This is a genomic window from Echinicola strongylocentroti, assembly GCF_003260975.1.
Taxonomy (GTDB): domain Bacteria; phylum Bacteroidota; class Bacteroidia; order Cytophagales; family Cyclobacteriaceae; genus Echinicola; species Echinicola strongylocentroti.
Window position 1 is genome coordinate 2,621,286 of record NZ_CP030041.1, and the last position, 14,084, is coordinate 2,635,369.

The window sequence follows — 14,084 nt, forward strand, 5'->3', positions numbered from 1 at the left end:
TTTCGGCATAAACGTAGCGGTGCTACGCTAATGCCTCCAAACTAACTGATTTTCTTGCAATTTCAGCTCTCACTACGATTCCTAACGCATAATCCGGGTTAAACCCGAATTCCAAGACATCGAAAAAAGCACCTAACTTATTGGACAACCACATTTGGCACAGAGGTTAAAAAAAAGGCTGCCATTAAAAAAAATGACAGCCTTTTGAATTGACGCTAGGTGAATGTTTATTTCAACTTACCTTCTGTATCAATGTAATCACCGGTGATGCTGTGCCCACTGTTTTTGTACACATTGCCATATACCGTTACAGAAGAGTTCTCACCCAAAAACTCAAGCTTAGCGCCACTGTTTAGTGTCAGGTTTCCATAGATTACCAAACTGCCCTCTATGGTCATGGTATTGTTGATCTGCAGACCAGTGTCTTGACCGAATTGTCCTACCACCATAGACCCTCTCATGTTAAATGTTCCACCTGAATTGACGTTGGCCCATCCTTTTACAGAAAGAGAGCCGCAGAAGGTAAACTCATCGTTAACGTTCAGTCCGTCAGCTACTACCGATCCAGAATAGCCCTGTGGCTGTCCAGAATTGATGTTCATCCAAGTACTTCCTGTATAAGACGGTAAGTCTGTACATACATTATCGACGATATCTTCAGCAAGGTTAATCTTTACTATTTGAAGACCCTGGAGGCCAGAAGCTACAAATAGGTATTCATCGTTAGCTCTTACGTAGTTGGAAGAACCAAAGAGGTCCAACACACCGAGGGTGGAGATTTCCGCTCCAAATGCTGCAGCGCTTACTCCAGCTGAGCCATTGGCCATAAACAAGTGCTTCTCGTTAGTAGTTACAGCATTGGTAACGATCTCTTCAGTAACCAAGCCATCAGCTACAATAGGGATCTGGATTCTATTTTGCTCAGCACCATCTTCAAGACGGTAAATACCCGCTCCGTTAGCCCCTTCAGAGACTACGAGGTTTTCGCCGTGTACATCCATGGTTCTTTTAGCACCAGAATAGTCAGTCCCAAGGGAAATGGAATACCCCTTGGTCAGTGAGACTGGGTCAAGGGAGTTTACACCTTCTTCACCATCCAGCACAAAGAGCTTTCCTCCACCATATGCCACTGATCTCAAGTCGGGGAATGCCAGCTGGCTTACCACTGATGAGTTGGCCTTGTCAAATAACGTTACCATACCGTCTGTACCACTCACACTTACGACATTGGCATCAGTATGAGCTACATCGGTACTTACATATCCTTCTACAGAAGAAAACCGAAAATCTGAAGTAAAGCTACCGTTTGACGTAGAGACCGTAACCAAGTTGGCCGGACCATCTACACCATAATCGGCGTCTACATCCACAGCGGCAGCAATGTATAGCTGACCTTCTACAAAATCGACCGCATTCAAATCAGCATCGGTAAATATCGCTTGGCTCTTGATCACAGGGTTGTGCACGTCACTGATATCAAAAATATCAATGGCACCCAGATATTTTGCCCCTTTGGTATTGTAGGTCACATAGGCATAATCACCGTCAATGTCTACATGAGTAGCTTGCAAAATATTCCCATCATAGGTAGGAGCCTCCACTTTGGCTATCAGTTCCAACGGAAGCGAACCAGCAGGTATTTCTTCCGCGTTGATCCGGGCATTTACCGCCGCTTCAGAGGTAATCCCAACGACCCCAGTTTTATCTTTGCTGAACCGCTTGCTTAAGGATTCAGCATCATTGCTCACGAGGATGGAGTCATTTCCTGTTCCCGGAACATCATCTTCCCTGTCACAGGATGAAAACATCACAACGGTCAATAATACCATTGAAAGTAATCTAGTTCTCATATTAATGGCTTGTTTTTGTGTATAAATAGGTACTTTAAGCATATGATCGCAAAGATAATACTAAACTTAATTCCCTTGTACTATTTTTCAATTTTCACAATTACCTGAACAGCAGCCCGCTAGGCCACCCGTCCCAATAAGCAGCTAAAATCTACTCAATGACAAGATTAACGTCATATTTCATAAAGAGTTCATAAAAAATATTTTTTTACAAAAAAATCAATCACCCAATAATCAAACGGAAAAAGCTCCCTTGATTCATCCATAAAATAGAAAATTTTCCAAAATATGGAATACAAGCATATTAATACGCTACAAAAAATAGTGGATACCCAAAAAGAGACTGCCTCATAAACCGTCACTTTACCATAGGTACCGATGGGACAGCAGCCATACGACAATAAAGCGAACTTTTGAGACAGTCTCTTTATTTTACTTATTATAGAACTGAAGCGCTACCTATATTCATTATTACTTGGATCGGAATCCAACAACGCTGGATTGAGCACAAATTCCTCCGTAGGTATAGGCAATAATACATGGTGGGGTTGAATATTAGCCGCGGGATCCCAGACGCGATAAGCCGTATTTTTTACCACTTCTTCGAGCATGCCCCAACGAATCAAATCCATCCGTCTATGTCCTTCTCCGCCAAGCTCCCATCTTCTTTCGTCATAGATCGCCTGCCTAAAATCCTCTTTGGTCAGGCCTGACAATGGCATATCCGGTTCATAAGCTCTCTCCCTCACCTGATTGATCCATTGATATGCCAAGGCTGTCGGGCCGTTCAGCTCATTTTCTGCTTCTGCTGCCATCAGGTAAACATCCGCAATCCTAAAAATGATCTTATTGTCTCCATGGTTACCCTTGGTGAATTGACCTGATCGAGGTTCCACATTTTGGGCATATAGGGAAAGTTAAGCTCAAACCCCAAATACTCAGTAATGATATTGGAAGACCTTCTAAGGTCATTTTCTGGGAAGTCATTGACAAAACCGGGCAGTGGAATGGCAAGACCGTAGCCGGTAAATCCTTCTGCCCGCTCACCCAAGGCAGCACTCAGCTCACCTTGCTTCGTAGGATCTTTAGGCTCGTCCCTTATCCTTGGGGTGAAATGATCCACCCAATCATTGGATCGGACATCTTTGACAAAATCAATCTCCCAGATATTTTCGGCGTTATACTCATTATCAGGGGCAAAGATGGCAGCATAATCGTCCAATAAAACATGTGGCGAATTATTTATAATCTCTACGGCTTTGTCCCTGGCTTCTTGCCATTTCTGCTGGATCAAACAAATCTTCACCATCACAGTAGCTGCTGTCCATTTACTCGCCTTTCCCAAATCGTTGTCAGTATAGCTATCAGGAAGTAAATCCTGAGCAGTCTGTAGGTCACTGATGATTTCATCTCTGATCATATCGGCATCGGATCGTGGAAGGACCTGAATCTCGGCAATAGGGAGATTTTCCCGATAATAAGGCACATCACCCCATAGGTTTGTCAAGTGATAATAGGCATAGGCCCTTAAAAACAAGGTTTGCCCCTGAAAATAACCTCTTTCCTCTGCTGTCAGGGTTTCATTCATGTCCAGTTGTTCCAAAATGGTATTTGAATTGAGGATGACCGCATATAGGTCTTGCCAGGTCAATGGCGCTCCAGCCCCTTGGGATATAGCACTAATGTTACTTTCGCTCAACGTATAATGCTGAATCGGCTCCACCTGATCAAACACCCTATTGGGCCCTATCACATCGGCACCGTTTTCATAATACCTGTCCAAGCCAATCTTTCCGTGAAGGGAATTCTGCTTATAGATATTGTACAAACCCACTATCGCTAGGTCAAATTCAGCAGGTGTATTGAAGAAATTACCAGGCGAAACAATGTCCTTGGGTTTCTCCTCCAGAAAGCTATCACAGCCAGAGAGCACTCCTCCGGCCAATAGTACAATGATTAATAATCTGATTATATTTTTCATTTTCTTTAGATTAAATAGCTCCACATTTAATTAAAAATCGATTTTCGCACCTATGGCCACCGTTCTGGAAGTGGGATACTGTCCTTGGGAAAAACCCATGGACAGGTTATCACTACCCCTTCCGTACTGACTCGTTTCCGGGTCCTTTAATCGGAAGCTCGACAGTACGAACAGGTTGTTTCCATTAATGTACACTGTAAGCCCATTAAGTTTGCTTTGCTCAAGAGGCAGATTATAGGCTAGCCGAAAACTCTTCAGCCTAATATGCGACCCATCTTCTATCATCGCTGAGTTATTATAAACTTCAGAAAGCGAAGCAACAGACCCTGCCCTAGGAATATCCGAGGTAGGATTATCAGGGGTCCACCGATTAAGCGTCTCGGCGTATTTGGTGGTTTCGGACCTACCAAACAGTGCCGTCTGTGTCAAACTGTTAAACACTTCATTACCATAGGTTCCTTGGAAGAAAAAATCAAGATCAAACCGACCAATGGAAAATGTGTTACCAAAACCAAAGTAAAAATCAGGTTGAGGACTGCCCAACACCACAAAGTCTTCCTCTGTAATTTGATTATCTCCATTGGTATCCTCAAACCGAGGCCCACCTACATCATGATCACCTCCGAGTCCAGCGGCATCGATTTCTTCTTGGGATTTCCAAGTACCCAAGTACCGTACACCTGTATATACGGGGGTAGTTTCTCCTACAATTAACCTGGCACCTGTTCCTCCTTGCTGCGCTGGTGTGGCCAGATTAATAAAATCAACTCCCCCAAGATCTACCACTTGGTTGTTATTATGCGAAATGGAAAGATTGGTGGACCAAGTGAAGTTTTCTTTGCTGATATTGACACTATTGGCCATAATCTCAAAGCCCGTGTTCTTTACCTTTCCTATATTCTGTAGCTTACTCACAAAGCCTGTTTGACGAGGTAACTGAGCATTTAAAAGTAAATCTTTGGTATTCTTCTGATAAAAATCCAACTCAAAGGACAAGCGGCCATTTAAGAATCCCATCTCCAGCCCCACGTCCAGCTGCCGGGTCGTTTCCCATTTTAACGCTGGGTTTTCAGGCCTTCCCAAGACTACGCCTGGTTGCTCGATGCCATTAAAGGTAGTATTGGCAGCATTTAACACGGCCAAGGTACGATAAGAAGGAATCGCCTGGCTACCAGAGAGGCCATAACTGGTTCGGATTTTCAGATCGCTGAAGAGGTCTAGGTTCTGAATGAAAGGTTCTTCTGACACTCTCCAGGCAAAGGCCCCTGAAGGGAAAAACGCGTATTTGTTTTCTGGAGCAAACCGGGAAGACCCGTCCACCCTTCCCACAACAGTGAAGAGGTATTTGTCTTTAAAAGAATAATTGACTCGTCCTAGCCAAGAGACCAACTGAAAGGCATCATATCCTGAAGTCACCTCATTTCTGGTGGGGTCAGAGCCAAACCCAATGTTATTAAACCCTGTCACATCATTGGATAGACGGAATGCCCTGGACGTACTGGTTTCAATTGTTGTTTTTTGGATGGTAAAACCGGCTAGGGCCGTAAGCCTGTCCCCGTTAGCAAAGTCCTTGTAATAATTAACCGTATTTTCATTGATATACCCCATCCTCAGGCTGGTGTTTATCGCTGCATCTCCACCATTCTGTATGATAAGGTTATTGGGTAAAGCTCCTGGGTTGAATATGTTTTGTTTATAGTTATTGATCTCCGGACTCAAGGTAGTCTTAAAAATCAGGTTCTCCATTGGCCGCAATTCCAAGTAGATATTCCCAAGGATATTGGTGACAAAATCATGGTTCTGTCGCATTTGGATATCTGCTTCATAATTCCTGCTGATCCCATCCGTAATAGGATCAAGAGCGGTAAAATCCCCGTTTTCATCATAAATCGCCCGAGTAGGTGTAGTGGTCAGATAGAGTCCGGAGAAGTTGATCTTACTGTTCTCATTTTTTAGTCGGGAGATGTTCACCCGGAAACCCGCTTTTACCAACTCCGAAATTTCCTTGTCCATATTTACCCGGAAAATGTATTTTTTTATTCCTGTCGATCGGATCAACCCTTCCTGGTCAAAATAATTGGCAGAGATATAATAGTTCGTCTTTTGGTCATCAGCAGTTCCGGAGATCGACAGGTCTACATTTTGTACTGCTCCATTTTGGCTGACTTGATCTATCCAGTCCACGTTAGGGACAGATGACATATCGGGAAATGGAAGGGCAGACTGCCTGAATGCTGCATCCTCATTGGCGTAGGCCGCATGCTGAGGGCCATCCAGAAAATCTACTTGTGTCACCATAGACTGGACTCCGTAGTAGGCATTTACGGAGACCTTGGTTTTGGCGCCTGCACCGCTCTTTGTCGTGACCAAAATGACGCCATTGGCACCTCTAGTTCCGTAGATGGACACTGCCACAGCATCTTTAAGCACATCGATTGACTGGATATCATTAGTATTGATATTGCTCAGATTAAAATCCGTACCAACGATTACTCCATCAATCACCCATAGCGGTTCATTGTTTCCTTGGATAGAGTTTCCTCCTCTAATCCTGATAGTAGGCGCAGCGCCAGGATCTCCACTTATCTGAGAAACCTGCACGCCAGCAGCCCTGCCTTGTAATGTCTGATCCACCCGTGCAGCAGGCAGGTTTTCCAACTGGGCGCCCTCGACATTACTTACCGATCCCGTGAGGTCCTTTTTCCTGACCTGACCATAGCCAATCACCACCACCTCTTCTAAATGGGACATATCTTGACCCAAGGCTACTTCTAAAGTAGTCTGGCCATTGACAGGAATATTTTGGGTGGTATATCCCAAATAGCTAAAGCTTAGCGTGGCATCCGCAGGAACGGAGAGCTCAAACCGTCCGTCAATGTCGGTGGCGGTACCGTTTACATTGGAAGTGTTTTTTGTGGCCAACTCTACCACATTTACCCCAGGAACAGTTTCCTTGGATTCGACATCTATTACCGTGCCCGTGACGGTAATATTTTGTGCAAATGATGATGCTGCATAGAAAAGCAACAACACCGCAAAAAGGTACTTTTTGGTAAAATTACTCATAATGGTTATATAGTTTAGGTTAATTTTAATTGACTACAATTGGTAATTTCCCGATCCTCCAGCTGTCATATTTCAGCTTGAGTAAAGCTAACTTGCCGTCAAGGCAGCGTGAATATCCTCGCTATGTCCTTCGATTTTTTATGTACTGAAATGGTCGAAGAACGTAATTGAGCCTAATTTTATACCTCCATCAAAAAGTAGTTTTACCGATAGGAGGGACATGGCCTTTTTGCTCCTAATTAATGCTGCCATTATCATTTGCCCCCCTCTACATTTCAACCCGAAATATGCATCAGCCAGGTTCAAAACGAATCAATGGGCAACAGGAAACAATAGTAAAGAGGTAGTCAATGTTTCTTGGCTTTATAGTTATCTTTCAAAAAGGTAGTTAAACCCGGAATATTGGTCAGTCAACAAATCCACAAGGGTGTAAAACAAATATACCTATCTAGAAATCAACACTCTGCAAAAAACCAGATAGTATTAGGATGAGCCATAGGGTAATTACATGCGCTTAACAACAGGCCGATAATCCCCTCAGGCAAAAGCCAGCATTCTTACAATAAGTTAAAAAAAACTTTTATCAAGATCAATGGATTGGATTAATAAAAAAATAAAACTATGAAAGGGTTAGAAAGATTATTGAAAGAAATCTAAAACCAGTGAAAAAAAATAAAAAGTAGCCTTTCGGGCTACTTTTTATATAATTTAAAACTATATTCTTTAACTAAACGTGCAAAGCTCTATTTTCAGTTGCTGCCAAACAAGCCTCCTTAAAGGCTTCTGTGTATGTGGGATGCGCATGGGACATTCGGGCGATATCCTCTGCAGAAGCCCGGTATTCCATGGCCACTACCGCTTCAGCAATCATATCTGCAGTTCTTGGCCCTATCATGTGCACACCGAGTATTTCATCCGTTTCTGCGTCAGCCAATACCTTCACCAAACCATCCGTGTCCATGGATGCCCTAGCACGACCAGAGGCCATAAATGGAAACTTACCGGTTTTGTATTTGATACCTTTTTCTTTTAATTCCTCTTCAGAATATCCCACCGCAGCTACTTCCGGCCACGTATAGACGACGCCAGGAATTAGGTTGTAATTGATATGCGGCTTTTGTCCAGCGAGTTGCTCCACCACCAGCATCCCCTCTTCTTCAGCCTTATGGGCCAACATAGCGCCTTTTACGACATCACCGATGGCGTAGATATTATCAGCGGATGTTTTCAGGTGTTCATCTACTTCTACTTGACCCCGGTCATTCAGCTTCACGCCGGCAGCTTCAGTATTTAGCCCCTCAGTGTACGGCTTCCTACCAATGGATACCAATACGTAATCACCCTTCACTTCTACTTCTTCGCCCTTGCTGTTCTCTGCCGTGACGGTCACCTGCTTCGCAGTGCTTTTTACAGCAGTCACCTTGTGCTTCAGGTAAAACTCAAAGCCCAGTTTTTTAAGGGACTTTTGCAGCTCTTTGCCCATGGTCTTGTCCATGGAAGGAATCAGGGAGTCCATGAATTCCACTACGGATACTTTGGCTCCCATTCGGGCATATACAGATCCCAGTTCCATTCCGATCACCCCTCCACCAATCACGATCATGTGCTTCGGTATTTCTTTCATCTTCAAGGCCTCTGTAGAGGTAATGACACGCTTCTTATCAATCTCGATAAACGGCAACGAAGCGGGCTTTGAACCTGTGGCTATGATGACATTCTTTCCTGTAATCTCCTCGGATTTGCCATCGTCTTTGGTCACTTTCACGGTATTCTTATCCACAAAAGAACCTACTCCTTGATGTACATCGATTTTATTCTTTTTCATCAAGTACTGGATACCGTCCACGTTCTGCTTCACCACATCATCCTTGCGTGAAATCATCTGCTTCAGGTTTACCTTCAGGTCCTTCAGGTCAATACCATGGGTCTGAAAAGTATGGGCCGCATTGTGATAATGCTCCGTAGAGTCCAGCAATGCCTTGGAAGGAATACAGCCCACATTCAGGCAAGTACCTCCAAGAGTGGGGTATTTTTCGATAATGGCAGTTTTCATGCCGAGTTGCGCCCCTCTGATAGCGGCCACATAGCCTCCCGGCCCAGATCCGATTACGATTAAGTCGTATGTCATGTTTGTTGGTTTTGAACAAAGTACGAGGTACAATGTACCAAGTACGAAGAATGTGTTATTTTTTTAAACTCCGCTTAAGTCCAAAGATCATATTATGAATGGTCTCTAAATCCTTTGACACTTTCATAAAATCACTTTCCTCTATATAATTTAGTTTATTGGAAATTACTAATTGCGTGTCCAACTCAAAGGCTGAGCCCAGTGCAATACCCAGAAACTGATCAAATTCCTTATCGGAATTTCTACCAGCTCCTTCTGCTATATTTGAAGGAATAGAAACAACAGCTCTATTAATTTGACTTATCAACCCAAATTTTTCTTGTTTTGGCAGTCCCTCTGTTATTTTATAAACTTCAACAGCTAAATCAATCGCTTTTTTCCAAACCTGAAGTTCTTTGTACCTGTGCATAATAATTACGTTAAATTAATGATGATGAAATAAGGAAGTTAGCAAACCTATCTTATAATTTAACAATTATTTTCCACACGAAACATAGAACAAAATAGCAGTAAGTACTTCGTACACCGTACATAGTACTTTGTACTTATTTTAGACCCCAAGCAGCAATCTCGCTGGGTCTTCCAGCAATTGCTTCAGTCTCACTAGGAAGCTGACGGATTCACGGCCATCGATGATTCTGTGGTCGTAGGACAGGGCGATGTACATCATTGGAAGTATTTTTACCTCACCATTTACCGCCATTGGTCGTTCCACGATATTGTGCATCCCAAGGATGGCAGACTGTGGTTGGTTGATGATCGGTGTGGACATCATGGAGCCAAAGATACCGCCATTGGTGATGGTAAAGGTGCCACCTGTCATCTCTTCAATGGTCAGCTTACCGTCCCGGGCCTTGGTAGCCAATCGAACCACTTCTTTCTCCACTTGGTCAAAAGACAGGGACTCTGCATTCCTAATGACAGGAACTACCAAGCCTTTTGGTGCTGACACGGCGATGGAAACATCACAGAAATCATGATAGATGATCTCATTGCCATCGATCTGTGCATTGACTGCAGGCCATTCCTGAAGGGCCACACAAACGGCCTTGGTGAAGAACGACATAAACCCAAGGTTTACATTGTGCTTCTCCTTGAACATTTCCTTGTATTGTTTCCTTAGGTCCATGATCGGTTTCATGTTGACCTCATTGAAAGTGGTGAGCATGGCCGTTTCGTTTTTGGCCGCTACCAATCTCTTGGAAATGGTTTTTCGGAGAGAAGACATTTTCTCTCGCTTCATATTTCGTTCTCCCGCCACCTTAGGTGCTTCAGGAGCCGTTTCTTTTTTCTCGGATTTGGAAGGCTTGGAAGCCGCAGGCTTAGCAGCTTGCTTCTGGGCTTTTTCGGCATCTTCTTTGGTGATCCTGCCGTCTTTGCCTGTACCTTTTACCTCTTTGGCGTCGATACCTTTTTCTGCCAGGATTTTAGCCGCAGCTGGAGAAGCATGACCTTCTGCATAGCTGCCTGATCCACCGGAAGAGGTAGCTGACGTACTTTCTTCTTCTTTGGAGGAGTCATCAGCTTCAGGAGCATCGCCTTCCACTACTTCGATCTTACAGATCAGCCCACCTATCTCTAGGGTATCGCCTTCTTCTGCCACACGCTTCAAGATCCCTTGTGCCTCAGCTGGCAGTTCAAAGGTCGCTTTGTCGGAATCCACTTCGGCAATGATCTCATCCATCTCCACAAAATCGCCGTCTTCCTTTAACCAAGAAGCCAAGGTCACTTCCGTAATGGATTCTCCTACTGTGGGAACGACCATCTCCTTCACTTCACCTGTTTTGCCGGATTTATTTTCAGCAGGTTTTTTGGTTTCTTTACTGTCAGAAGATGTCTCTTTTTCTTCTTTTGCAGGAGCAGCATCGCCTTCAGAAGCGTTGGTGTCGATCTCACAGATCACCGCACCAATTTCAAGGGTATCGCCGGCCTCTGCCTTTACGGTCAGCACCCCGTCTGCCTCTGCTGTCAGTTCAAAAGTGGCCTTGTCAGATTCCAATTCGCAGATTACCTCGTCCATTTCGACGTACTCTCCGGTATTTTTAAACCACTGACCAATAGTTACCTCAGTAATGGATTCGCCCACAGCGGGGACTTTGATTTCTAAACTCATGGCTTTTTATTTTTCCCCCAAACTCGCTGGTTTAAGGTTAATTTCTAATTATCGATTTAAAATAATAAAATTAAACCCAAAAGCGGCACCATGCTTTCTAAAACATAGTGCCCTGGGGGATTATTTAATTCTTAAAGCTTGGTTGATAATATGCGTTTGTTCTTCTTGGTGCACTTTGAAGTAGCCTGTAGCAGGTGAAGCACTGGCTTTTCGTGCGATCACGTCCATTGGGAAGTCCCTGAACAGTGCACGCATCATATACGTCCAGTAGCCCATGTTTTCGGGCTCTTCCTGAACCCAGACCACTTCCTTGTTCTTGCTGTACGACTTGACCACATCGACGATTTGCTTCTCAGGAAGTGGGTGAAGCTGCTCCACACGAACGATGGCGACATCCTTCACTTTTTCTTTTTCCCTAGCTTCGATCAGGTCATAATAGATCTTTCCTGAACACAGCACCACTCTCGTCACGTCAGTTTTCTTGACCGTGGTATCATTCAGCACTTCCCTGAACCCACCTTTGGTAAATTCATCTACCGGAGAGACTACCTTAGGGTGCCTCAAAAGTGACTTAGGCGACATGACGATGCAAGGCTTTCTGAATTCCCAAGCTAGCTGCCTCCTCAAGAGATGGAAGAAGTTGGAAGGCTCGGTAATATTGGCCACGACCATGTTATATTCAGCAGAAAGCTGCAGGAATCGCTCTGGACGGGCATTGGAGTGCTCTGGCCCTTGGCCTTCATAGCCATGGGGCAACAGCATTACCAAACCGTTCATTTTTTGCCACTTGGACTCACCGGAACTGATAAACTGGTCGATCATGGTCTGTGCACCATTGCCAAAGTCCCCAAACTGAGCTTCCCAAATGGTCAATGCATCAGGATTGGCCATGGCGTAACCATACTCAAATCCAAGTACCGCATATTCCGACAACAGGGAATTATAAATGTGAAATTGTCCTTTATTGTCCTTCATCTCCTTGAGGGAATTGTAGGATTTATTGGTATTGGCATCATGAAGGACGGCATGACGATGGGAGAAAGTCCCCCTTCTACTATCCTGTCCGGTCAATCTTACCGTCTTGCCTTCCAGCAACAAAGAGCCATAAGCCAACAATTCCGCTGCCGCCCAGTTAAGCGACTTGGAGTTATAGAACATGTCCTTACGCTGCTTCATCTGTGCTTCGATCTGCTTGATCGGTTTGAAGCCTTTTGGCAATGAAGTAAGCGCCTCGGCCACCTTCTCAATGGAATCTTCCGAAATGAAGGTCTCAGGCGACTTGTCAAAATCAGCCGGCTCGGACTTTCTCAGCTCCTTCCACGCCTGCTCAAATGGAGACGACTTATAGGGCAAGGGCTTTTCCTTCACCATATTCAACCTGTCCTGGAGCAGCTGGCGAAACTCCTTGTCCATTTGCTTAGCAAGCTTGGCATCAACATCTCCTCTTTCCAGCAAATCTTTATTATATATTTCACGTGGATTAGGGTGTTTCGAAATAGTATTGTAGAGATTAGGCTGCGTAAACTTCGGCTCGTCGGACTCGTTATGGCCATGACGACGGTAACACACCATATCGATAAAGATATCTTGATTATATTTTTGTCTGAAATCCGCCGCCAAATTGGCCGCAAACACCACCGCTTCAGGATCGTCACCATTCACATGGATCACTGGCGCATCGATGATCTTGGCCACATCCGTACAGTAGATGGAGCTACGTGCATCGTCAAAGTCTGTGGTGAAGCCTACTTGGTTATTGATCACAAAGTGGATGGTACCGCCGGTATTATAGCCTTTCAGGTTGGCCATCTGCGTCACCTCATAGACAATCCCTTGCCCAGCCACCGCAGCATCACCGTGGATCAATATGGGCACGACTTTGTCCTTATTTCCTTCGTATTGATGGTCGATCTTGGCCCTTACGAAGCCTTCCACCACAGGATTTACTGCTTCAAGGTGAGAAGGGTTAGGCGCCAATTTCAAGTTGATTTTTTTCTCACTTGGCGTGGTGATCTCACTGGAGAAGCCCATGTGGTATTTCACATCACCATCCCCCATGGTAAGGTCAGGTTTGGCTGTCCCTTCAAATTCGGAGAAAATCTGCTCGTAAGTTTTGCCCATGACATTGGCCAGGACATTCAAGCGGCCACGGTGGGCCATGCCGATCATCACTTCTTCAGCACCCAAGTCTGCAGATTTATTGATCACTGCATCCAAAAATGGGATGGTACTTTCCCCTCCTTCAAGCGAAAAGCGCTTTTGTCCCAAATATTTGGTATGAAGAAAGTTTTCAAATACTACTGCTTCATTCAGTTTATATAGAATCCTCTTTTTCTCCTCATCTGGTGGGTCAAAAGCGAGGGCTTCCTTCTCGATCTTCTGCCTGAACCAATCCAACATTTCCGGATCCCGGATATACAGGTACTCAAAGCCCATCGTCCCTTCATATATTTTCTTTAGGGACTCCATAATCTTGCTTAGCTTGGCATCACCGATACCTATTTCGTTTCCAGCTTGAAACTCCGTATTTAGGTCCGCTTCGCTCAATCCGAAATCCTCAAGGTCAATCAGCGCTTTCCTGTCTCGTCTTTCTCTTACGGGATTGGTCTTGGAGCGAAGGTGTGCCCTAGAGCGATAGGCGTGGATCAATGCCCTCACTTTGATTTCCTTTGGCAATTGCTCCATGTCCATGATGGTGCCCTTTGTGGCCAGCGCCCCGTTTTTGGCTGCGCCATTGGATCCGCTCGAGCTTACTGCCCCTCCATTTTCGTCTTCTCCAAACTTGGTGATGGCAAAGTCAAATCCATCAAAAAATGTCTTCCAACTTGGGTCGATTGATTCTGGGTCTTTTTTGTAGTCCTCATATAGCTCATCGATATAGGCTACATGGGCATTGGAAATGTATGAATATTTGTCCATGATTTGTTTTGTTCGCTTTGCAAATAT

The 14,084-nt window shown here is 44.5% G+C and carries 8 protein-coding genes; all 8 read right to left on the minus strand.

The window, feature by feature from the left end; genetic code table 11:
* Positions 1-227: 227 nt before the first annotated feature.
* The 8 genes from DN752_RS10185 to DN752_RS10215 all read right to left on the minus strand — a co-directional run bounded on the left by DN752_RS10185 (position 228) and on the right by DN752_RS10215 (position 14,057).
* Complete coding sequence (locus DN752_RS10185) at positions 228-1,850, minus strand: LVIVD repeat-containing protein (protein ID WP_112786495.1); 1,623 nt, start codon at positions 1,848-1,850, stop codon at positions 228-230.
* Between the two features lie 455 nt (positions 1,851-2,305).
* Entirely contained in the window at positions 2,306-2,746 is a 441-nt protein-coding gene (locus DN752_RS24750) for a RagB/SusD family nutrient uptake outer membrane protein (RefSeq protein ID WP_211324199.1), read from the minus strand.
* Positions 2,665-3,831 (minus strand): RagB/SusD family nutrient uptake outer membrane protein, encoded by a 1,167-nt coding sequence (locus DN752_RS10190; RefSeq protein WP_211324201.1) that lies wholly within the window; start codon positions 3,829-3,831, stop codon positions 2,665-2,667. Before DN752_RS10190 ends, DN752_RS24750 begins: the two co-directional genes overlap by 82 nt.
* A 30-nt stretch (positions 3,832-3,861) precedes the next feature.
* Positions 3,862-6,897, minus strand: coding sequence for a SusC/RagA family TonB-linked outer membrane protein (locus tag DN752_RS10195; RefSeq protein WP_112783843.1), 3,036 nt, complete (start codon positions 6,895-6,897; stop codon positions 3,862-3,864).
* Positions 6,898-7,624: 727 nt separating this feature from the next.
* Positions 7,625-9,025 carry a dihydrolipoyl dehydrogenase gene (lpdA, locus tag DN752_RS10200; protein ID WP_112783844.1) on the minus strand — a complete coding sequence of 467 codons (1,401 nt, stop codon included), beginning with the start codon at positions 9,023-9,025 and terminating at the stop codon, positions 7,625-7,627.
* Between the two features lie 55 nt (positions 9,026-9,080).
* Positions 9,081-9,434, minus strand: a complete 354-nt coding sequence (locus DN752_RS10205; protein ID WP_112783845.1) for a four helix bundle protein — start codon at positions 9,432-9,434, stop codon at positions 9,081-9,083.
* 141 nt (positions 9,435-9,575) lie between these two features.
* Entirely contained in the window at positions 9,576-11,138 is a 1,563-nt protein-coding gene (gene odhB, locus DN752_RS10210; protein ID WP_112783846.1) for a 2-oxoglutarate dehydrogenase complex dihydrolipoyllysine-residue succinyltransferase, read from the minus strand.
* A gap of 120 nt (positions 11,139-11,258) precedes the next feature.
* Positions 11,259-14,057 carry a 2-oxoglutarate dehydrogenase E1 component gene (locus tag DN752_RS10215; protein ID WP_112783847.1) on the minus strand — a complete coding sequence of 933 codons (2,799 nt, stop codon included), beginning with the start codon at positions 14,055-14,057 and terminating at the stop codon, positions 11,259-11,261.
* Positions 14,058-14,084 lie beyond the last annotated feature (27 nt).

Excerpts from the sequence above, each read along its gene's own strand:
- DN752_RS10185 (WP_112786495.1), bottom strand. The coding sequence starts at position 1,850 with ATGAGAACTAGATTACTTTCAATGGTATTATTGACCGTTGTGATGTTT.
- DN752_RS10190 (WP_211324201.1), bottom strand. The coding sequence starts at position 3,831 with ATGAAAAATATAATCAGATTATTAATCATTGTACTATTGGCCGGAGGA.
- DN752_RS10195 (WP_112783843.1), bottom strand. The coding sequence starts at position 6,897 with ATGAGTAATTTTACCAAAAAGTACCTTTTTGCGGTGTTGTTGCTTTTC.
- lpdA (WP_112783844.1), bottom strand. The coding sequence starts at position 9,025 with ATGACATACGACTTAATCGTAATCGGATCTGGGCCGGGAGGCTATGTG.
- DN752_RS10205 (WP_112783845.1), bottom strand. The coding sequence starts at position 9,434 with ATGCACAGGTACAAAGAACTTCAGGTTTGGAAAAAAGCGATTGATTTA.
- odhB (WP_112783846.1), bottom strand. The coding sequence starts at position 11,138 with ATGAGTTTAGAAATCAAAGTCCCCGCTGTGGGCGAATCCATTACTGAG.
- DN752_RS10215 (WP_112783847.1), bottom strand. The coding sequence starts at position 14,057 with ATGGACAAATATTCATACATTTCCAATGCCCATGTAGCCTATATCGAT.